Source organism: Polyangiaceae bacterium, assembly GCA_016715885.1.
GTDB lineage: Bacteria > Myxococcota_A > Polyangia > Polyangiales > Polyangiaceae > Polyangium.
Genome location: JADJXL010000018.1, coordinates 585880 through 607301 on the forward strand (window position 1 = coordinate 585880; position 21422 = coordinate 607301).

Here is a 21422-nt window from a genome sequence, read left to right on the forward strand (position 1 = left end):
CATCCGTCCGTGCGTTCATCGATTCTCGTCACGGCATCGCGCATCATCATCGGCGTCATGTTCCCCCTTGCCGTCGGAGCATCCGGCTGTTGCGGGTGCCCGCTTGGCTGGTGTTCATCGCTGCTCTCGAGGCGCTCGTCGCCTCCGCCTCCACCTCCGCCTGTTGGTCCTTTTGGAGCTGGCGGCGCCGGAGGGTGGTTGGGTGGACTTGGCGGGTTTGGCGGCGCGGGAGGAGCCTTTGGCACGGCGCCTTTGCCCTCGGTCGAGACGCCGCTCGGTCTCGAGCCCGCCCTGCCGTCGCTTGCTGCCACGCGCGGTACGGCGAAGACGATCACGAGGTTTCACCATGACAAACGCACCCCGATTCGCGGCAGTTTGATGGCGAAAGGTGCGGGCAAGACGATATTCGTTCCGCACACTGCAAAGAATGCCGTGCCCGTGGGAAATGGATCGGAATTCGTCGTCGCCGCCGCGACGGGGTTATGGCTCCACGATAGTGTGAGCCTTGCCAAACGCTCGAGGCTCGTCGCATCGCCCGTGCTCGACGTGGCGGCATCTCCGAATGGGTCGAGAATTGCGTACGTATTCGCCGATGGTCGATTGCGAATCATATCGTATCCCGAGCTATCGACGATCGTCAGCATCAAAGTGGATGTGCCCAAGCGCATGCGCTTTTCGACGGACGGGCAACGATTGGCGCTCGGATCCGAATCCGACACGGTGACGCTCGTCCAGGTTGCTTCTGGCGCAGTGCCAAAGGTCATCGATACCGAGGAAGACGTCAACGACGCGTACCCCATGCCGGACAAACCCGACGAAGTTGCTTATGCGAGCGACGAAGACGAAATCGTCATCGTCGACGTTGCGACGAGCAGCCGAGCTTTTGGCTCGGAGCAGCTCGTCATGTCATGGCGTCAAAGCAATAAACCATTTTTCGTCATGCGCGATCAAAATGCCGTCGCTTTTGATTCGCTCACGGGAACGCTGCTCGGGGGCGGAGACGACAATATGATTTGGCGCATTGCGGACGTTCGCAAGTCACCGAGGCTCGAATCGCCCACCGAAGTCGACGGCAATGTCGTCGACATTGCGTGTTGTGCTGGAACATCCGCGGCGGATCGGGCTGCATTCGTGGCCATCGACAATGGGCAGGTGCGCACCATTGGCATGAATGGAAGGCTGGGTCCAACCTTTGGTTCGTCCGGGAGCAGTCCTCTATCGCATCCGATACGCATTTCGCTCATGCCTTCGGGCGATGTGCTCGTCGTTCCGCAGCCAGGTGTCGTTCGCTGGGAACCTCGCACGGGCGCAATCCTGCAATCGAACGATTATGCATTTACGCTTTCCATGTCGAGCGTCATCGATGCAGATACCGTTTACGTTCCGTGCGATGGCGGAAGCTGCGTCGTTCATCGCGTGGCGCATGGCGCGGCACCCGTCGCGGATGTCGAAACCACGATGGTTGGAGACGTGCAGGCATTCGGCGTGCGGAGCATTTTGGAATATGCTGGAGGTTTGCGCGCGATCGTCGTCGCGCAAGGTGGCAAATTGCGGCTCGCGTATCTTCCAGTAGGCGGATCGCTCGAGCAGGCCATCGACACCGAAGTGCCTTCCGAGGGCATTTTCAATAAGCGAGACGGGTCGACGCACGGTTATGTCGACAGCTCGGGCAAAGTATATGAAATCGTGGCGAACCCTCGAGGGATGCGTCAAGTGGGTATGGCGCTCGGCAAGGGTGCCGTGACGGGACTCGAATGGGAGGCGTCGAAAACGAAGTGGCGCGTCAGGCGGATGGGCGAGGACGACGTATTCGTGCCGTGAAGATCGGCGCTATTCGGTGAAGCGAACGTGCAAATGATTGTGGTGCCCTTCCCAATAGCGCACGCCTTGCACGTTGCTGTCGTTGAATAGAATGAGGTGCAGGTTGGGCTGAGCGCGCAAAGCCTCGACGAGCAATCTCGTTCGGTCGCGGCTATAGTTGGGATCGGTAATCGTCACGGGCAAACGTTGTCCGTCCGCGCGTACGGGACGAATGTCGACGTCGGTGCCTCGCCGATGCGATCCGTGCGGAGGCATTCGGCCGCCTTGTTGGAAACTGATGTCGCCGATGCCGATTTCGAACCCATGCGGTCGTAAATCATCGGAAACCGTGCGAAGCGATTGCAATGTCGCCGCTGTTCCCCAGACGCGGTCCCGCGGAACGTACAAGTAAAAATTGCCGTCGTCCACCGATAGCTGTGTAAAAGCTACGTTCGTCGCTTGCGCTTGTTCACCGAGCAGCGTGCGCCAGGTTCGTCCGTGCGGATCGATTCGTCCATCGGGCGAAGACAACCGCACGACTTGCCGTTGAAATGCGTAAATGGCGGCCTGCGTCGCGTCGTCCATCACGCCCGTTTCGGCAAGTTGGCCGATGGCGGGTACGAGGTGCGCATTTTTATTGAGTTGTTTTTGGACGAGCAGCACGTCGTCGTACGCATTGCGCCCGTTTTGCCCGACCGAACCACCCAATCGATACATCGCGGCCTCCTATGCACCGGCTCAGCCGGCGACCTCCGGGGGCATCCCCACGATATCACAAATTTGCTCGAATGCTCTTCGCCGAACGGCCGGATCGTCTTCGCCCAAGTCGATATAAATGGGCCGAAAATCCATGGCCATCGGGTCCTCGGCCAAACCGGCCATGTAAAACAAGTTTGCCCCCGCGCTCACGCGCACCGTGCGCGATGGATGGTTCAAACACGACCAAGCCAAAGCATCACGAATCTCGGGCGATTTCATTTCTTCGGCAGCCACGACTGCTGCAAGCCCACTGTCGGGATCGCCTTCGCGCAATACGTCGGCCACGATCGGATCCGCTTTATCGATGGCTTCGAGCTTTTCGAGCGCCAAGGCAATCGCCACTTTCATCCGCCCGCTCGCATCACCCGCGAGCGCTCGTTTCATAGGCATCACTGCGCCGCGGCATTCTGCAAGAGCAAGCGCCGGAGGAGCACGCCAATCGTCCGCGGCAATGCGTTCGATGAGCATTTGCTCGGCAGCACGCCGCTCTTCTTTTTCCAGCGCCAAGAGCGCTTCGACATCCACCGATTCGCGATCATCGGGACGCTTGCCCGCAACACTTTGCGCAAATCGCTGGAACGTTTCGGAACGAGCTTCGGTCGTCATGACTTACCCTTCGGCGACGGGCGCTTCAGCACTTCGCTGAGCGGTATGTCCACGAGATCGTATGTTTTCCCGTCCGAATCTTTGAAAGTGCCCGTGTCGCTCGGCTTCATCAATTTCACGTTGAGTTTCGTGAATTTCTTGTTCGCCATCAGGACTTTCACTTCTTCGCGGAAAATGGCGGATTCGCTGAGCGGCGCGTAAGATACGATCACATTGACTTCTCCGCTTGCTCCTTCCGCCAATCGGCGCGAAATGGCCTGCCACGCGGGCTGAGCCACTTCCCATTCGTCCCCGTTCGATGCCGTGGCAAGCGACGAACCACCGGGCGTCATTTCGAGCCGAACGCTCGGAACGCCCGTCATCGAGCGTTGTTCCGCGAGCTGTTCGGCCACGATCCCCGCTTTACCTCCACCACCCGACCACAAGACCGTTCCATCGGGCGGCGTCGAAACATCGGCCGACATGGCGATGTTCATCAATTCCGCATAACGGACGGCAGCGGGTGCTTTCGGTTTTGGTTTGTCGATGAAATTGCTCGCGAGCGCTTTCACGAGGTCGAACAGCGGCGCATCCGGCGGAATGCGAACGACTCCGGTCTTCGTTTTCGCCGTCTTTGCTTCCTCGACCTCTTTGGGATGCGAACCATGCCCGTGCCCGGCCCTGCCGCTCACGTTGATATCGACCTTCGTGCCGGAAATCGTCACGCCCGTCAGGTCGATTTGGACGAACCCGCCCGGGCCCTTGACCGTGACAGTGGGGGCTTCGCCCACGGATTCTTCGCCCGCTTTGAAATGGATTTCCTTGCCGGCTTCGCGCGCGTAACTGCCGCCCACTTTTTCGTGCCGCTCTTGATACACCATGAGCGATTGGTCTTTGCCCGTGCGGTCTTTTCGATCGCCATTCACGCGCACGTGCAGGTCCCATTCGTCTCGTTCGCGCTTTTTGCCTTTCACTACGGTATCTTGGTCTTTCAAAACCAAGAGTTGCCGGTGTGATTCATTGATTTCGGATTCATCGAGGCGTACGAGCTGGCGTCGGTCGTTTTTGATGAGCGTGTGGTGCACCGAGCCGACCATTTCGTTGCGCTCGAGCTGCACCCATTGCAGCCGATCGTTCCCCACCGTCTCCGTTTCGATGGCAATGACGGTCTTGTCGCGATCGTTGCCCGTGGTGTGGAATTCGTCGTTTTTGACGAGCTTGCGGAGGTTTTTCTCGGCCTGCATGTAGAAAAGCTCTTCGCCCTTCATGTCTTCGAACTTGATTTCATTGAATCCGTTCGAAGTGGGCGAGGAATCGCTCTTCCACGTGCTCACCGTCTTGTGCTCGGGGAGCTTGTACGGGACCGGGTGTTCCGCATTGTAAAGACGACCTGCGAGAATGGGCCGGTCCGGATCGCCTTCGATGAAAGTCACGAGCACTTCGTGGCCGACGCGTGGTAGGTTTTGCCAACCATAACCCGTGCCGGCCCAGCCTTCGGCCACGCGAATCCAGCACGAGCTATCGTCGTCATTTCGGCCGTCACGATCCCAGGGAAATTGCACGCGCACGCGACCGAATTCGTCGACGTGAATTTCTTGTTCGAGCTTGTCGCCCGTTTTCGGGCCGACGACCCGCACGGTTTGAACGCCGAGCACTTCGGGGCGGGGCGTCATGATGGGCGGGCGAAATGGTGCGTCCGCGAATACGGCATGCCCGAAAACTTGCCATTCGCCTTCGGCCGTTCCTTCGAGCACCGCGTCGGTCACGAGCAATTTGCGCCCGAGATCGGGATGCGGATGGTTGTCGATTTTGAACACCATGCCCGGCGTCAAGTCGTTCAGATTGCTCTCGAATGCAATGCCTTCGCGATCGGCGCGGGCGCTTTCCAGCATACGCGTGGCGCGTTTCGTGCCCGTCGATTGGTCGTGCCGAGCAACGCCTTTGTCATCGGCGACGGGCGTCCCTCCGCCTTTGCCCGTTTCGACGAACATGCCGCCGGGAATGTAATGGTATTGCTCGTATTTGTCTTCGGGGGCTTTGCCTTTGGGCGCTTCGCCGAACAATTCGAATGCGGGACGGCGGAAGTCGTAATCGCGAATCGTGAGTGCTCCCGGACGCACTTCGTGCACGAGCTGCACGTGGGAGACGAAATCGCGTTCGGCTTCTTGCGTGGGGTTTTGCTCGTAAGGCACGGGAGGCCCTGGGCGCATGGGATTCGTATGCAGAGCGTCGCTGAACGTCAAAACTGAATTGTTGTCGTCGACATCCGGGAACGTATAAGCAATGCCGGCTTCTTCGAGGATGCGGCTGATGAACGCGAATTCCGTTTCGGCGTACTGCACCTTGAATTCGTGTTTCGGATATTGCCCGCGATCGACCTTCCATGCGCGTTTGACCTGCCATTCATCGAGGATCTTGTCGACGATGTCGGGGATGGATAGATGCTGGAAAATGCGGTGATTACGGCGTTGATCGAGCAGCCAAATATGCGGAACGATGCGCAATTGATACGTCGAAAGCACCTTGGATTGCACGTGCTCGGCGTGCGTTTGCTCCATGTAGCTGACGCATCCGCTCCACACGCGAAGGCCGGCTCCGGAAAGATTCACGTATCCCGAGCGGATGCGGAAAATGGCGGCGCGACCGACGATGTTCGACAGGTCCACGGCGGGGTCTTCGGAACGAACCCATACGGAAACCGTAAAAGGTGTCGATACGGCTTCGTGAATCGAAAATCGGCGCACGACGAGCGACGATTCTCCACCATCGAATTTCAATTCGAAGAACATCGCTCGTCAACTCCTCGCCGGCTGCGGACCCATGTAAAGCACGGTGCGCTGCTTGCGGTTGGTCAGTTTGTCCGTTGCCCAACGCGAATCGTGGATGTAATGCGCCTTGAGATTGATGATCGACGGCTGCTTGTCGCGCTCGTCGTAATACATGCGGCGATACGTCGCCGACTCGAACGTCTGAATGTATTGCTTTCCAATCGCGTACGGTTGTCCAGCTCGATAACCGTCGTATTCGTTGTACCATCCCTCGAGATCCCCCGGCACGTTTACGGAAAGTCCCCCGAGCGGCACTTCGGCACGAATGCTCGCTTTGTGCATGTCTCGCAATGGGATGAGCGACAAGAATGGCTTTATATCCGGCGTCCCCGGCGTTGCAGGCATACGCACGGGTACGGCTCCGCCAAACCCGCCCACGACCCATTCCGTTCGCTCGGGTTTGGCCTCTTCTCCCTTTTCGATGACGTATCCGCCGCCGACGTCGCTATGCACGCCGGGATACCAGATCTCGATCATGACGTCTTTGTAATCTTGCGGATTCTGCGAGCCTGCGGCCTTGGGATCCATGAAGAGCGACGAAAGCGGGAAGTTGCCGCGGATTTCGTCTTCTGCGGCCATGTGCACCGTGCGTTTGACCCATTTGTGATCGACGAATAGATCGTACCCAGCCCAATCATTGCCGGTTTGCAGACCGCCAAGACCGAACGACGCGACCGTATCGAATACGCCCAGGAATTCCGCCTCGAGCCCCTGATGACGCTCGTATACTTTTTCCTTGATGACGACTCGGCCGACAGCCCGATACTTGAATCCGTTTTCTTTCTTCAGGTTGTCGATGCCTTTGGTCTTTACTTCGTTCACGAAATCGCGCGCAATCGCGGCGCCGCGGCTGAAACCATACGTGTCGAATTGCTTGTGCCCCGCCAAATGATTGTTGTTGTTGCTGAAAAAGTCCGAGAGCTGGTCGCGGCCCCACTGCACGCGCGCTTTGCCGCCCGCGCCGAAGCCTGCGCCACGCCAATCCGCAACCCGTTCGCTCGTGCCCACGCCCTTGGGAACTTCCGAATCCGTGCCGACGCCGTGGTGATAAAGCTTTTTGAGAATCGTGCCTTCTTCTTTGTAAACTTCCCACAATTTGGCGACGTTCGACGGAGCTCGACCGTCCTTCGGCGGATTCATGGGATCGGTGGTGTTCTTGTCCTTGTGATAGTTGTTCCCGGTGCCGTCGAAAAACACACCAATGCGAACGCAGCCTTCGGGACAAACCTCCGTGCCCGTTGGGGCTTGGCGAGGCAGCGCCTGACCTTTTGCCATGTTGTCGATTGCCGTTTCCGCCGCGCTCATCGGTCAACCTCCACCTTTTTTGGCAGTCCCAAGCCCACCGCTTGCCAATACGTTTCCGGATCCGATCGCTTCTCCGCATCGCTCCACGCTGCGTCCGGCACGGACCCGGGTAATTCGTCGATTCGCTCGTCCGGCGTCCCATGTGCGGGGTTGCCAAGCTCGCGATGAATGTGGGGCTCTTCGTCGAATTCGGGATGAATGCGAATCATGTGCGCCGCAAACACCGTGAGGCTGTATTCCCAGGTGAGCCCCCATTTGCGTCCGCGAGCAATACAATGTTCGACGCGTTTGTGGAGCAAATCCTCGGGCCATTCGCAAATCGCTTCGAGATGATAACGCTGAAAATGCGTCACCACGCGCTGAACGAAGGCGGGTTCTCCAACCTGCTGACGCTGTTGTCGCGAAACGAGTAGCATCAGGGCTCCTCCGCGCCAAACCGCGCCACGTTGCCGTCAGGGTCTTCCACGTAAAACGCTTTGATTTCGCCGAAAAACTCCGCCCGCTGCTTGGGCGTGCACGTGGGAATGAACGAGCGCAATACGCCTGGATCGTAAAAGCGGAAATACATTTTCTTTCGAGTCTCCGCGTCGGCGACCATCAAAAACCGGCGCATATGGCGGCGAAGCTCTTTGAATGAAAGCGGCGCCTCGATGAAACTCGCCCAGCGCCCTTCCCAACCTTCCCGCACGAGCCTTTGCAGAAGCCCCGAACCTTTCGGCAATTCGACCAAATGCGGAGCTACGTGCGAAAGCGCCTCGCCTTCGACGCCTTCGTACAGCGATTGATACCGCTCGACAGCTTCACGCACCAAAATGAGAATTCGATCCGCACGCGCCGCATCGATGACCGCAAAGAGCGGCCCATCCACCGATTGCAGTTTTTGTAATGCGGATTCTCGCCGCGCCGCGAGCGCTTCGCGTGCCAGGCGCCGCGCGTCCCGATTCTGCTCGAGCCAGAGCCACGCCAGTGGTTCGACTTCGCCTTCCTCGGCATCGTCGAGATAAGCATCGTCGTCGATCGGCGGAGGCGTCGCCGCCTCGAAATACACCATGAAGTCGGTGCTTCCGGCGCGAATCCAGCCGCCATTGCCGATTTCCACGGGACGCGCGATCTTTTCACCCGAAACGAGCGTTCCGGTGGCGCTCTTCAAATCACGAACTTCGCACCGAGCGCCGTCCCACTCGACCTCGAAATGAACCCCCGACATCTGATCGTCGCGCACGATCCACTGCGCGCGCGGCTTGCGCCCCACGCGAATGCGTTCGCCCGGAGCAAGGACGGCTTTCGCCCCATTTTCCGGTCCGCGTCGCATTTCGAGGATCGCGCGCTGCATCGATTATGCTCCCCCGCGGTTTTTCCGCGCCGCTTCACGCTCTTGCTTCCGACGCTCGCATTCTTCGCAAAATGGTTCGTCCGTACGCAGCGTCTCCGCTTGCGCCGACGAACCAATGTTCACCGTGGGACAACCCATGACGATTTTCCCACCATGCGAACACGAATCCCCAAGCCTCGCCGCAGGCTTGTTTCCAATGATGACGGTCGATTCGCCTTGCGAAACCGAATCCGGCGGCCCCACGCAAATGGCCGTATCGCCAATGCGAGCGGCCGGCATGAAACCGATGAGCACCGTCATTTCGCCGATGATGATCGGCCCGCCCACGTGCGGAACCGGCCCGGGTTCGACCTTGGGGCAAACATGATTGTCCGTTACGCGTGCTGCAGGAGGCATGTCTCGTTTCTCCTCTCGTTCAGACGCTCATTGCCCAATACCTTCGACGCGCAAATCGGTCGGCGTCGGCCTTTGCGGCTCGTTCACCACCGCTTCCTTCGCCTCGTCCGGCAATATCGGCTTCGCCCCCGACCCCGATCCTGCCGACCCGCCGCTATTGATTCGCACCAGCGTGCCACGAATGGTCACGCCCGAAGCGTCAATGCGGACAAACCCGCCCGGTCCCTTCAGCGTCAGGTCCTTCGCCGCTTCGATCACGATCGACGAACCTGCTTTCAGGTGAATTTCTTTCGAAACTTCGAGCGCCGAGTTTTTCGCGATCTTTTCGTAATGGTTCTTGTCCACCGTCACGGACAATGTCCCATCGACACGCTCGTTGCGATTGCCGACGACGTACAAGCTCATGTCCTGCTCGACACGCTCGCGCTTCATTTGACGAATCACGACGTCCTGATCCTTCTGAATCAGGATTTGCATGTTGCCATCGGTCTTTTCGTATTCTTCGCCTTTGACGTGTTTCAAACTGTTGTTGCCGACGAAGATCGTATGGTCTTTGTCGGTGATCTCAGTACGATTGACGCCGACGATTTCGAGGCGATTGTTGCCCGTCGTCTCCGTTTCGTTGCGAACGACGTATTTTTCGCGATCGTGCCCGATGGTGATGGTTTCGTCGTTCTTGACGAGCTTGCGCAGGTTCTTCTGCGCTTGCATCCAGACGAGCTCTCGCTGCTTGAGATCCTCGAACATGATTTCGTTGAAGCCGCCGCCTCCGAGCGACGAATCGCTCTTCCACGTGCTGCGCGTCTTGTGTTGCGGCAGCGTGTAGGGCACGAGCTGCGTGGCATTGAAGATGCGCCCCGTAATGATGGGACAATCCGGATCACCCTCGAGAAACCCGACCAAGACTTCTTGCCCAATGCGCGGAATGACGATCATGCCGTATCCCGTGCCCGCCCAGCCTTGGCTCACGCGAATCCAGCACGAGCTGTTGTCGTCGAATTTGCCTTCGCGATCCCACGGGAATTGCACACGTACGCGTCCGAATTCGTCGACGTGAATCTCTTGCCCCGGAGGACCCACCACCGTCGCGCTTTGCACGTTGTTGATTTTCGGCTTCGGCGTGCGCATCGGCGGCCTGTACACGACATCGGTGAAGACTGAATTGCACGAAACGGTCCATTCGTCTTGCGGCGTGCCGTCGATGCGCAAGCCAATGACGAGCAGCTCGGATCCTTCGCTGATTTCCGGATGCGGATGCTGAGCAATGCTGAAAATCATGCCCGGCGCCAGATCGGGACAATTCGTTTCGCACGTGACTTGGCGCCGACCCATGCGCCGACCCAAGAGTGCCCGCTCGGCGCGCTTTTTCCCGTAATTCTGATCGTGGCGCGCCACGCCTTTGTCATCCGCGACCGGCGTATTGCCATCCGCGCGAGCTTGTTCGGAGAGGAATGACCCCGGATGGTAATGGTACTGCTCGTAGCGATTTTCCGGCGCAGGGGAAGCTGGAGATTGCCCGTATAGCTCGAACGACGGACGCCGGAAGTCGTAATCGCGCCACGTGTGCAGGCCGGGGCGAACTTCATGCGACAAACGGACGTTCGTGACGAATTCGCGCTCGGACTCCTGATTGGGCTCTTCCACATAATGAATGGGAGCGCCCCCGCGCTTGGTTCCTTTTTCGAGCTTGTCGCTGAGCGTGATGTTGGAGCCTTGATCGTCGGGGAACGTGAATGCAATGCCCGCTTCTTCGAGCAGCCGGGACATGAACGTGTAGTCGCTCTCGCCGTACTGCACCTTGAACTCGAGCTTGGGGTAGCTGCCGCGGTCGATCTTCCACACCGGCGTGATGCCCCACTCGCTGAGCAACTTATCGACGATGTCGGGTATTGACAGGTGTTGGTAAATTCGATAGTTGCGCCGCTGCGTGAGCAGCCAGGCTTTGGGCGAGATGCGCAGGAAGTAGCTCGATTCCGCTTTTTGCCCTGGGAGCGGCGTCACGCCGTGCGCTTGTTCGACGTGCGTGACGATGCCTTGCCAGTTGCGCGATCCGAGCCCCGCGACGAACTGCTGGCCGTGCACGATGCGCAGTGAAGCGTCTTTGCCGACGATCCCCTCGAGATCGATATCCGGTTCTTCACTTCGAACCCACACGCCGATGGTGAAGAGGTTCGAGACCGATTCATCGACGGTAAAACGACGAACGGACAAATCCGCGCCGGAAGCAACCTTGAGGTCGAGGATGGGCATGGTCGCACCTTGGGGCTCGAACGATCGGCGGATGCCGGCGTTCGCTCGCGAGACGAGGCCCTTAGCTTACCATGATCGAGGTCGTGAAAATCAGGATCGGTCGAAATGCTGTGCTTTGAGTCGCGATGGTGTTGGCGTTGTTAGCACAGTGGATTTTTGCGCCATGTATGTTTTTGGCGTGGTTCCGATCTGACTTTCGGGGGGTATGGGGGGGCGAGCTTGTTTGAGTGCGAGTCTGGATCTGGGCGCTCGCTTCGCGCGCGTGGGACGCGCGCTTCGCGAGGCTAGTTTACGATGGGGGGGCCGAGGCTCGCCTCCCGGTGCTTTTGCTTGCGCAAAAGCACGGCGAGGCTCGGGCCCCCCCATACCCCCCTGGATTCAGATTTGTACGGATTCAGGTGAGCCTTGCGCGTTCACGCCACGCGTTCGGCTTCCCACTTGAGGATGTTGCAGAAGCCCCACGGGTAGTAGATGCCGCAGGTGATCGACGACAAGATCACGGCGAGCAGGTACGTCCCGAAAAACCCACCGGGGTCCTTGCGGAATTGGTAGTTCCTGCCGTCGAGCTTCGTGTTTTCCCACATGAACGCGAAGATGTCGTTGATGAACCAAGGGGCGTAGATGCCGCAGGTGACGCTCGTGAGGATCGACCCGAGGATGTACGTACCGAGGAGCGATGCGGGATCGCCGTGGAAGGTGAGGCGATTCGGTTGTCCGTTGACGAGCACCTTGCTGTCGACGAACTCCTTCATGCGCACGATGGCCCACGGCGTGTAGATGCCGCACGTGATGTTCGTGAGGATCGCGTTGATGACGAGGATCTTGGCAAGTTCCTGGGGCGTCCCGATGTATTGACACTGCTGTCCATCGAGCGAGAGCGCCTCGTAGTAGAAGGCGTAGAACTTGTTCGAGAACATGACCGAAGCGACCAGCACGCCGGCGATCAGGAGCAGGCCGCCGAGACCGCCCATGATCACCATGAGAATGCCGCCGGCGCCGGCAGCCCTGTCGATGGCCATGCCGATGCTGAACAGGATCCCGAAGATGACGTACGCAACCGCGACGGGCGCAGCACCGTAGAGCAGGTACGTCCCGAACAACTTGCCGCCTTCGCCATTGAAAACGACGCGCTGGCCGCCAGCGGCAGCGCCGCCGCCCATGCCCATGCCAGGTTGCCCTGGCGGCGGACCATAGCCACCTTGCGGAGGCGCATAGGCGCCCATTCCAGGAGCGCCGCCGACAGGAGGCTGCCCCCATCCGCCACCGCCACCACCTTGAGGGGGTGCTCCACCTGGAGGCGGTCCCCATCCACCACCGCCGCCAGGCGGGGGTGCTCCACCCTGAGGCGGTCCCCAACCGCCCCCACCGCCGGGCGGGGCATGCCGCCACCCGGAGGATATCCGCCACTAGGCGGGTATCCCCCGCCGCCGCCACCATAACCGCCTGGGTTCATGTACACCGTCCCTGTTGCCGAGAGAAACGGGAGGTTACCGCTCTCAGGGAGAGCCTGTAAAGAACTCATGCCCTCCCTGACTGTTCGCGGTCTTCACAGCGTGGTTGTTGCGGCGGCTGGTTGCGTTTCGGTTTCGAGGGACAACTCGGCCACGCCGTCTTGGAAGCTGATGCGCGCGAGCATCAACTTTTCCTGAAGCGCCACGAGATCAATGGTCGCCTTGGACAGTCGATCACTCACTTCCTGCATCTTCTTCTCGAGGCTCTGCATCAAGGGCCCGGCGCTCTTGACCACCTTCAACGTCACGATCTGCGCGTGAAGCTCGTCCATGCGGCTGCGGTACTCGCTCATCTGTTCACGGCTCGTCGTGATGCGTTGTTCGAGGTTGCCGATTTCCTTCTGCAGGTCGAGCAGTTTGCCCACGGAGTCCTTGAGTTTGCCCGTGACGGCCGACGTCGACAGATACGCGCGTACCATTTCCATGCCCACCGACGACCGAATGTCGGTGCTCTTGAAAAGCGGCGTTTCCTCTTCGATGTTCACGTCCACTTTCGCCCCCGCCGGGACCTCGATCTTGAACAAGTACGCTTCGCCCATGCGCTCTTGCGACTCGGGTGCTTTGGTCAGCTTGAAGCCCGCTGCAACGACGTGCTTCACATAAACCGTCGCTTTGTCCTGCATGCGATTCGTCAAGCTGAGCGTCTTTTTGCGCGTGTGCTTGATCTCGGTGGAGAACACGCCCCGCTGCACCGTCAAGATGCGCGCGATCGCGTCGCGCGTGTCGTCCTTGCGCTCGACCACGATCTGCCTGTCGAGGGCAAACGGTACGAACGCAAAAGATTTGGCCGGAATGGGTTCACTCATGCCCTCGCCGATGAAACCGTCTTCGCCAAACACTGCAACGGGGCCGCTTTCCAGCACCGAATTCGTAGGATTCATCAGGCGCACCGTGCGGAATGGATACGTCTTGTTTCCACGAGCGCCGTCGGGATCGTACAGATAGACAAACCCGCCATCCGTCTCCGTGCTGAGGATCGACACCATGGCCGACGTCGCTTTCGGTACGGTCATCGATGTCTGCGACTCGAAGTACGACTTGCCGATGGGCTCGCTGCCCTCGGCCTCGGGCACCTTCGTGGCCACGGTCTGCATCTGGCCCGCTTGCGCCTCTTCCGGCGGCGCTTCGACGATGCTCACGCCACCGGCGCGGCCTTGCCGCATACCGTTGCCCACGGCGACGACTTGCGCGGGATCCAGCCCAGAGCGAATGAGCTGCTCGCGCGCTTTGTTCGCGCGTTCGAGCGACGCACCGTACTTGTCGCCATCTTTCGCATCGGCCCACCCCTCGACCACGACCTGCTTGCGCGTCCCGCGGTATTGCGCCGCAAGACGATCGAGTCCGCTGTCGGGCTGCGGCCGCGGCGCTTGTTGCGGCATCGGCCTCGAATCCGCTTTCGGAGCAGCTGCGCCGCGTCCAACGCCGCCAAATCCACCAAGTGCCGTCGTGCCGGTCGCTACCGCGCCACCTACCTTCGGCTTGGCCGGTGCCGCGCGTTTGTCGAACGAAACCGAGTCCTCGCGCTCCTCGTCACGCGCTCGCACGGCCGACGCCAATCGCGCATCGTCGAGCTCCACCACGACGCGTTTGCCCCCGGCAGGCATCGGCACGCCCGCGAAGGACGAACCACCCATCGGCGGCGCTTGGGCAAACAGATCGTTCGACTGAAGCGTCTCGCGCTGCACCATCCGAATCGATCGCAGGTCGAAGCGGAACGACATCGCCGAGCTCGATCCCACACCGAGTTTGACCTTGTTCCAATCTTCGCCCGACGTGTTGTCGACGATCGCCCATCCTTCGAGCTTCATCTTGCCGCCTTTGCCCATCGAGATGCGATAACTCGGCTTCCAAGACGGAGCTTCGGTCACGTACGACAAGAAAAGTTTGTGCGGCTTCGGTCCTTGAAGCTGGATCTCCATGCTGACCATGCCCGCGCCACTGACGTTGCCGCCCATCGCCGATTGGGATTGTTGGTTCTGCAATTGTTCGTTTCCGACAAACGCTGATCCGTGCGTCGGATACGCGATGGGAGCGGGTTTGCCCGTGGTCGCATCCGTGACCGTGAGCGACTTCAAGAAGTCGTCGATCTTGTCGCCCGGGACGCTGAGGCGCAGCGAGTCGCCGTTGATCTCGGCGTACCTCTCGAAGTACGCGACGCCGTTGCGATAGACGACGACGCGTCCGAGCGTCGTGTCGCTTCGAACGTAACTGGTCGTGCGACCGCATCCGAAGAGACAAACGAAGGAGAGGGGGAGCAAAATCTTCTTCATGAGCAGACCTCGTTCATACAGTGCGCGACTTGCATGCTCGTCACGCGGCGCTCTTTTACGGACGACACGGCGCGGCGATCTCGCATGCGATGCTAAAGCGGCTGGCTGCCCAAGGTGCCAACCACCTTTGAAAGGTCATCCCAAGGTGCCAACCACTTTGCCGGCGAGTGCCCCAACGCCCCAAAACCGCGTTCCTTACAGGCGCAACCCGCTTTTGTTGGTAGTGCAATTCACAACACCGTGTCGCGCGCGTCCGTTACGCCGCGCCAATCATCGCTTGGTGCTCGCCGCATACTTCGTGAGCACCTCGAGTATCCGTTCCGCACCACGTAGGCCGCTGTACTTCGCCACGCCCATCACGAACATGCTCGGATCATCCCAGAGCGGCGCTTGCCGAACGAGCCATGCGACGCCCAGCTCTTCCGCGCCACGTGCCGGTGGAAATCGTTCCAGATCGTAAAACCGATCGAGCAACGCCCGGCGAAACCGCCCTGGATCGAACACGCGCACGAGCTCGTCGTCGACCGATGCAGCTCCGAGACTTCGCAGCACCGACATCATCACGAACATCACCGTGCGCAAATGGAAGCGTTCACAGCGACGGCGGAGCTCGTCTCGATCGAGCCCGCTTCGCAAGAGCAGCTCCATGTCTTGCAACGCCAGCTCGTGCCGATACGCGTGCGTCGATGCATGCAGTGCCACGAGCAGCGCGTGATCTTCGCGCGATGGCACGGACAAACCTTCGAGCCCCGGTGCATGCGACGCACGTGCCGCGAGATCCGCAAACGAAATCGGACGACGCACCACCTTGTCCAGCGACGAGTGCACTTCGACCGTGAACGTCATCGTTCCCGCGCGAGCTTGCACCATCGTTTCACCCAGCATCACACCGCTCAGCCGCCGACTTTCGCTACGCGCGACGAGCCATCCCAGCCGTTCGAGCGCACGCACCGCACGCTCGTGATCCCCTTCGGCGACCAGCATGTCGATGTCGGACATGCGTCGTGCAGCGGCTTCCGGATACACCGTCAGCGCCAGTGCTGCGCCTTTGACGAGCAGCGCCGTGATGTGCGCGTCGCGCATCGCTTCGGCGATTTGCGCGAGCACGTGTCTGCGCAACAGAGCGTCCGCATGCGCGCCTGGTTGGATTTCCGGCCGCGCATCGCGATCTCGGAGCAGGCGCAACGTTTCGGGAGAAAGAGGATCGGTCATGCCATCCAGCGACGAGCTCGCACGGCGACCCGGACAAACTTCGCGAGATCAGCCGAACGTCATCAACCGAGGCCGCCCTTGCCGCTGGAGTTCGGATCCATGTCGAACGCCGATCCGCTCTTGCCGCCGCCCCGCACGAACTCCTTCAAGTGCCCCATGCGGACGAGCTCGGGGCGTTGCCACTGCGCCTTGTTGCCTTCACGAGCGTGCTCTTGCGAAGGAGTGCCTTGCTCGGGTGCGTCGCTGCGTTCCATCCGACTTCCTCTCTACCTGATACTGCCACACGCAACGTAGGCGATCCGTACGCGCAAGAAAAAAATCTGCGGTGTCTCGCGACCGCCGTCATGACCAAGCGCGGCGCCACCACGCGACGATTGCATCACTCCCCATTGAGTGCTTTTTCGAGGTTCCGAGCATCTTGCATTTGCTTTTCCTGGGAGCCCGTGCCCATCGTGATCGTTGCAATGCCGCCTGGAATCTTCGTCTGAATCACCGGAGCGCTCTGTACGCGGCCATCGAGCAAAATGGCCAGCCTGCGCTTGATGTTTTCCGCCGTGAACTTCTCGAAGCGCTTGGCGCCATCGTCCGTGAATTCGAGGCGCGCGAGCCATTCACCGGTGTTGGGATCGCGCATCGCTCGAGCCGTCGCGACGTCAGCCTCCGTGAGAATGGCGGAACCTTTCAACAAATACGTTCGCCAACCAATGACGACGTATCCGGCGTTGTCTTCATCGTAGCCCTGAAACTCGCCAATCGCGACGCGATCCCCTTCGGGCAAGGTAAGCGTTTTCGTCCATGCTTCGAGCCGTTCACGTGCGTCTTCTAGCGTCTCATAATCCGTTTTGAGCGCCTCGGCGAATCGGCGTACCGCCGTCCCGCTCAACCCATTGGAGACTTGTTCCCTAGAGAGCACGAGTCCAATCGGCATATTGGCCGATTCCTCGGCTATCGAGTGCTCATCGTCCACCAGTACGAATTCCAGCTTCGTCGTTCGAGGCTGACGCGCGACCGCCGTTTTTTTCACAGGCAAGGAAAGCACGACCCCGGCTGCCGTGAGCAGCGCGATCATGACCACGACGCCTTTTGCAATGGATCTCCGCCGCGGCAAAACCAGCGGCTGGCTCGCGCTTTCTTCGGCTTGGTCCGTTTCGAATTCTGGTTTTGCAAGGAGCAGATCATTTAGAATTTTGGCTGCACGTCGGGCATCTTTGCGTGCAACAAAAATCTCCATCGGCACGTAAGGTGCACCGAATTGCAAAAGACGCCGCTGCCGTTCATCCCGCACATGTACGAATATGCCCGCATCCTCGAGCGCCTTTCGTGCCGCAGCAATCGCGTACGGGCGATGCTCGGGCCACACCGAAACCAGGTCCCGCTCCAATCCGAGCGCTTGGAATTCCGTTACCAAGTCGATCGACAATGCAACGGCGATGGCGATGCTCCACGTATTGACAGATGCGAGTAAGCTCCTTTTCGCAGCGAAATCAATCACCAAAAGTCCAAGCAGATAAAGCAGCGCATACGGCGTCGCGTGCCTTAGCGCTTCGCGCGCCTCGGCTTCGACGTGAGCCTTGGATACCTTCGTTCCGCGTAGTCGCGCGTAAACCTCCGCAACGCGTCGCGGTTGATTAAAAAGCCACGCGAGATACCACGTCAGCGAAAAGAGCAGCCAAATCGAAACCAATTTTTCAGTGGTTTTGTTTTCTAGCAAATCCGCCAAAGCTGCTGCGCCCGGCACAACAAGAGCAAATGTCATTGGGAACGCGAGCAACGTCCCCACCAGCGTATACGGCCCAATGCCGGAAGCTGGAATGGGCAAATGCAAGGAGCTCGCCTTTGATTGTTCCGCCGGCTTCGTTTCCACACTCGTTTGCGGAGCTGCGTACGGATTGAGCGCATCCGAATCACTTGTCGCGCCCTCATCCTGCTTCTGCCCAACCAATTCCACTTTTCTCGGACGCATTCGTTCGAGCACGAACCAAGTCAATGCCGCGGCGCCTGCGATTTGGCCCGCGAATCCAAGAACTTCCATCGGCGTCGGCGCTGACCTCGCCAAGTTTCGAATGGAATACCCCACATCGACAACGGCGAATACTCCAATGAATACCCCATAACCGCTCGCCAATCCCCGATGGCTCATCATGTCCGCCAGCAGCTTTGCCAACATCGCTCCAGCCACGAGCGTCATCGTGATTAGCAAAGCGGGCAGGATTCCTCCCGGAGCTGCAAATGGCGGCCCTTGAAGGACCGAGTTCACCGCGTACCCCTGAAAGACGGCAAGCACGACAGCCAAGATCGTCGTCGCGCGCAATAGTTTGGCTCGTCCCTCCGCCCCTCCATGACGCAAATGCCGCCACCGCGGAACCAACACCGCCACGATTTCCACCAGCAGCGCTGCCGAAATGACCGGCTGGATGCCCAGCCCAACGATGTTGTACTGATCAGTGCTGCCCGTCCAGCCCGCGAATGCGCCAGCATCCACGCCCGGCAACATCACCTGTTGTGCAAGCAAAAATACAACCACCGGAACGATTGTAAACGCAAGCCGCGACCACCGACTGCTCGGGTTCGGCAACGGCGGTTCGAGATGTTCCTTCGGCTCTTTGGCTTGACGCGCTTTCGTCATGACTGTTGACATGCACACCTATCACCGTTTGCCCGGCAACGGAAGTCCTTGCATCCACCGACGTCCTGGAAGATCGTCGCCACAAACTCCCACATTCCGCTCGCACGCGTTACCTTTCGCGCGTGTCCGCCACAGCCTCGCTCCCGTTCACCACTCGCCTCTGGTTCGCCTGGGCCTGTTTCTTCCGCGTCCTCTTCGACGGACTCTTCGCACAGCGCGTCTTTCAGGTTCGTGAGGCGCCCGCGGTCGAGCCCCTGCCGGAACCCGTCAAGCTGCCCGAAAAACCAGCTCCCGAAAAACCCAAAGAAGCCGACACCACCGCGGCCCTTCAGCTCCTCGCGCTGCTTCAACGAGAAGGCAGGCTCGTCGATTTTTTGGAGCAGGACATCGCCACATTTCCAGATGCCGAGATAGGCGCTGCCGTCCGCGTCGTGCACGAAGGATGCCGCAAAGCGCTCCGCGATCACGTCGACATAAGCCCCGTTCGAGCTGAAGAAGAAGGCGCCAAAGTCACGCTCGAAGCAGGTTTTTCCGCGAACGAAGTAAAACTCACGGGCGACGTCAAAGGCAAACCTCCTTATCGCGGAACCCTTCAGCATCGAGGCTGGAAAGCCAAAAATTTGAAATTGCCGAAGCTGACGGCTGAACATGATTCGTCCATTCTTGCCCCTGCGGAGGTCGAGCTGTGAGCGCACGTCACGTCGTTGGTATCGATTTGGGCACGACCCATTCGGCCCTTGCTTTCGCCGAACATGGCCAAGAAAAACCCGCGATCGACATCTTGCCCGTGCTTCAGCTCGTCGCCCGCGCAGCGCTGGAAGAGCGCGTCCTCTTGCCATCCTTTTATTACGCAGCGCACGAAAGCGAAGGCGCGCAAAGTTTGCCCTGGGACCAAGAACGAACGTTTGTCATTGGCGAATACGCTCGGGCACGAGGCATCGACGCCCCGAATCGCCTCGTCTCCAGCGCAAAAAGCTGGCTCTCGCATGCCGGCGTCGATCGGCGTTCGGCACTTTTGCCCTTGGGCGCTCCCGAAGACGTCGAAAAAATATCGCCCGTCGAAGCTTCTTGGCGATACCTCGAGCACCTCTCCGAAGCATGGGCGCATAAGTTTGGCGCGGAAAATTCGCTCGGCGCGCAGGAAATCGTATTGACCGTGCCCGCATCGTTCGATGCCGCCGCGCGAGATCTCACCGTGGAAGCCGCAGGGCTCGCCGGATTCGAAGATCTCACCCTCCTCGAAGAACCCCAAGCCGCACTTTATGCTTGGATCGATGAAGCAGGCGACGACTGGCGCAAATACATTCATCCAGGCGACATCATTCTCGTCGTCGACGTCGGCGGAGGTACGACCGATTTTTCGGCAATTGCGGCAACCGAAGAAAATGGAGCGCTCGCTTTGCATCGCGTCGCCGTCGGTGATCACATTTTGCTCGGCGGCGACAACATGGACCTCGCGCTCGCGTACGTCGCACGAAAAAAACTGCTCGATGAAGGCAAAGAGCTCGACCGCTGGCAAATGATCGCGCTCACGCATGCAGCGCGCATTGCCAAAGAACGCATTTTGTTGGATGCATCCATCGATAAACTTCCGGTCGTCGTTCCGAGCCGCGGGGCAAAGCTGCTCGGCGCATCCTTGCGCACGGAGCTTTCACGCGAAGACGTCCAAAAAATACTCGTGGACGGCTTCTTCCCGAGCGTGAACGCATCCGCACGTCCCCAAGCGCGCCCGCGCGCGGCACTCACGCAAATTGGTTTGCCCTACGCGCACGATGCAGCAGTTACTCGGCACTTGGCGGCATTTCTCGGACGACATGCCAAAGCGACCGAGCGCATCGAAGGTTTTTCCGGGAAATCCTCTTCTACGGCATCCATCCTTCATCCGACCGTGCTCCTCTTCAATGGCGGCGTGATGAAAGGAAAAGCGCTCTCGGATCGAGTCGTCTCGACGCTCAATGCGTGGCTCGAAGCGGAAGGTGCAAAGCCCGTGCGCGTTCTGCCCGCGGCCGATTTGGATTTGGCCGTTGCCAAAGGTGCCGCTACCTATGGCCTCGTGCGCAAAGGCCGAGGGCTCCGCATTCGAGGCGGAACGGCGCGAGCCTATTACGTTGGAATCGAGAGCGCCATGCCTGCCGTCCCGGGAATGGAACCGCCGATCACGGCGCTATGCGTCGCCCCCTTCGGAATGGAAGAAGGAACGAAAGCAGCATTGCCGCCGCATGAATTGGGCGTCGTCGTCGGCGAGCCCGTGCGATTCCGCTTTTTCGGCTCGTCCGTTCGTCGAGACGACCGAGCGGGAACCGAATTGGAATCGTGGAAAGAGGGCGAAATCGACGAGCTTTCTCCCATTGAAGTGACACTGCCCGCGGACGGTCGTATGGAGGGCGATGTCGTCCCCGTGCGGCTCGAAGCAAGCGTGACCGAAGTGGGAACATTATTGGTCGAGGCCGTTCCGCTCGAGCCTCAAAAACCGGGCGAGCGGTGGAAGGTCGAGCTTGGCGTGCGATCGCACGCAGGTGAAGTCACGGTCGAGGGCGAGGGATAAAA

16 protein-coding genes are annotated in these 21422 nt (G+C 59.6%); 3 read left to right on the forward strand and 13 right to left on the reverse strand.

Annotated elements, in window-relative coordinates; all coding sequences use genetic code 11:
* The first annotated feature begins 9 nt into the window (after window positions 1-9).
* Window positions 10-1821, forward strand: coding sequence for a WD40 repeat domain-containing protein (locus IPM54_23595; GenBank protein MBK9262774.1), 1812 nt, complete (start codon window positions 10-12; stop codon window positions 1819-1821).
* A gap of 9 nt (window positions 1822-1830) precedes the next feature.
* On the opposite strand, the gene IPM54_23600 is transcribed toward IPM54_23595, so the two are convergent.
* The 13 genes from IPM54_23600 to IPM54_23660 form a co-directional block, all read right to left on the reverse strand.
* Window positions 1831-2517 (reverse strand): penicillin-insensitive murein endopeptidase, encoded by a 687-nt coding sequence (locus tag IPM54_23600; protein MBK9262775.1) that lies wholly within the window; start codon window positions 2515-2517, stop codon window positions 1831-1833.
* 21 nt (window positions 2518-2538) lie between these two features.
* Window positions 2539-3165 carry a hypothetical protein gene (locus tag IPM54_23605; protein ID MBK9262776.1) on the reverse strand — a complete coding sequence of 209 codons (627 nt, stop codon included), beginning with the start codon at window positions 3163-3165 and terminating at the stop codon, window positions 2539-2541.
* Complete coding sequence (gene tssI, locus IPM54_23610; protein ID MBK9262777.1) at window positions 3162-5933, reverse strand: type VI secretion system tip protein VgrG; 2772 nt, start codon at window positions 5931-5933, stop codon at window positions 3162-3164. Before tssI (IPM54_23610) ends, IPM54_23605 begins: the two co-directional genes overlap by 4 nt.
* A gap of 6 nt (window positions 5934-5939) precedes the next feature.
* Window positions 5940-7277, reverse strand: a complete 1338-nt coding sequence (locus IPM54_23615; GenBank protein MBK9262778.1) for a DUF2235 domain-containing protein — start codon at window positions 7275-7277, stop codon at window positions 5940-5942.
* Window positions 7274-7693 carry a hypothetical protein gene (locus IPM54_23620; protein MBK9262779.1) on the reverse strand — a complete coding sequence of 140 codons (420 nt, stop codon included), beginning with the start codon at window positions 7691-7693 and terminating at the stop codon, window positions 7274-7276. The genes IPM54_23615 and IPM54_23620 overlap by 4 nt, the downstream gene beginning before the upstream one ends.
* The gene (locus IPM54_23625; protein MBK9262780.1) at window positions 7693-8610 is read right to left on the reverse strand and encodes a DUF4123 domain-containing protein; all 918 of its coding nucleotides are present in this window, start codon (window positions 8608-8610) and stop codon (window positions 7693-7695) included. The genes IPM54_23620 and IPM54_23625 overlap by 1 nt, the downstream gene beginning before the upstream one ends.
* A 3-nt stretch (window positions 8611-8613) precedes the next feature.
* Window positions 8614-9006, reverse strand: a complete 393-nt coding sequence (locus tag IPM54_23630; protein MBK9262781.1) for a PAAR domain-containing protein — start codon at window positions 9004-9006, stop codon at window positions 8614-8616.
* A gap of 27 nt (window positions 9007-9033) precedes the next feature.
* Entirely contained in the window at window positions 9034-11256 is a 2223-nt protein-coding gene (tssI, locus tag IPM54_23635) for a type VI secretion system tip protein VgrG (protein ID MBK9262782.1), read from the reverse strand.
* 413 nt (window positions 11257-11669) lie between these two features.
* On the reverse strand, window positions 11670-12479 hold the full coding sequence (locus IPM54_23640; GenBank protein MBK9262783.1) for a DUF898 family protein: 810 nt from the start codon (window positions 12477-12479) through the stop codon (window positions 11670-11672).
* A gap of 323 nt (window positions 12480-12802) precedes the next feature.
* A complete protein-coding gene (locus tag IPM54_23645; protein ID MBK9262784.1) occupies window positions 12803-15037 on the reverse strand; it encodes a DUF4139 domain-containing protein in 2235 nt (744 codons plus the stop codon).
* Window positions 15038-15307: 270 nt separating this feature from the next.
* Window positions 15308-16249: a nucleotidyltransferase family protein gene (locus tag IPM54_23650; GenBank protein MBK9262785.1), complete on the reverse strand. Its 942-nt coding sequence runs from the start codon at window positions 16247-16249 to the stop codon at window positions 15308-15310.
* 62 nt (window positions 16250-16311) lie between these two features.
* Window positions 16312-16503, reverse strand: a complete 192-nt coding sequence (locus tag IPM54_23655) for a hypothetical protein (protein MBK9262786.1) — start codon at window positions 16501-16503, stop codon at window positions 16312-16314.
* A gap of 125 nt (window positions 16504-16628) precedes the next feature.
* The gene (locus tag IPM54_23660; GenBank protein ID MBK9262787.1) at window positions 16629-18875 is read right to left on the reverse strand and encodes a DUF2007 domain-containing protein; all 2247 of its coding nucleotides are present in this window, start codon (window positions 18873-18875) and stop codon (window positions 16629-16631) included.
* 122 nt (window positions 18876-18997) lie between these two features.
* On the opposite strand from IPM54_23660, the gene IPM54_23665 reads away from it, so the two are divergent.
* Window positions 18998-19564: a DUF2760 domain-containing protein gene (locus tag IPM54_23665; GenBank protein ID MBK9262788.1), complete on the forward strand. Its 567-nt coding sequence runs from the start codon at window positions 18998-19000 to the stop codon at window positions 19562-19564.
* Window positions 19561-21420, forward strand: a complete 1860-nt coding sequence (locus IPM54_23670; GenBank protein MBK9262789.1) for an Hsp70 family protein — start codon at window positions 19561-19563, stop codon at window positions 21418-21420. The genes IPM54_23665 and IPM54_23670 overlap by 4 nt, the downstream gene beginning before the upstream one ends.
* Window positions 21421-21422 lie beyond the last annotated feature (2 nt).

Coding starts and splice junctions, on each gene's coding strand:
- IPM54_23600 (MBK9262775.1), bottom strand. CDS start 2,517: ATGTATCGATTGGGTGGTTCGGTCGGGCAAAACGGGCGCAATGCGTAC.
- IPM54_23605 (MBK9262776.1), bottom strand. CDS start 3,165: ATGACGACCGAAGCTCGTTCCGAAACGTTCCAGCGATTTGCGCAAAGT.
- tssI (MBK9262777.1), bottom strand. CDS start 5,933: ATGTTCTTCGAATTGAAATTCGATGGTGGAGAATCGTCGCTCGTCGTG.
- IPM54_23615 (MBK9262778.1), bottom strand. CDS start 7,277: ATGAGCGCGGCGGAAACGGCAATCGACAACATGGCAAAAGGTCAGGCG.
- IPM54_23620 (MBK9262779.1), bottom strand. CDS start 7,693: ATGCTACTCGTTTCGCGACAACAGCGTCAGCAGGTTGGAGAACCCGCC.
- IPM54_23625 (MBK9262780.1), bottom strand. CDS start 8,610: ATGCAGCGCGCGATCCTCGAAATGCGACGCGGACCGGAAAATGGGGCG.
- IPM54_23630 (MBK9262781.1), bottom strand. CDS start 9,006: ATGCCTCCTGCAGCACGCGTAACGGACAATCATGTTTGCCCCAAGGTC.
- tssI (MBK9262782.1), bottom strand. CDS start 11,256: ATGCCCATCCTCGACCTCAAGGTTGCTTCCGGCGCGGATTTGTCCGTT.
- IPM54_23640 (MBK9262783.1), bottom strand. CDS start 12,479: ATGGGCGCCTATGCGCCTCCGCAAGGTGGCTATGGTCCGCCGCCAGGG.
- IPM54_23645 (MBK9262784.1), bottom strand. CDS start 15,037: ATGAAGAAGATTTTGCTCCCCCTCTCCTTCGTTTGTCTCTTCGGATGC.
- IPM54_23650 (MBK9262785.1), bottom strand. CDS start 16,249: ATGACCGATCCTCTTTCTCCCGAAACGTTGCGCCTGCTCCGAGATCGC.
- IPM54_23655 (MBK9262786.1), bottom strand. CDS start 16,503: ATGGAACGCAGCGACGCACCCGAGCAAGGCACTCCTTCGCAAGAGCAC.
- IPM54_23660 (MBK9262787.1), bottom strand. CDS start 18,875: ATGACGAAAGCGCGTCAAGCCAAAGAGCCGAAGGAACATCTCGAACCG.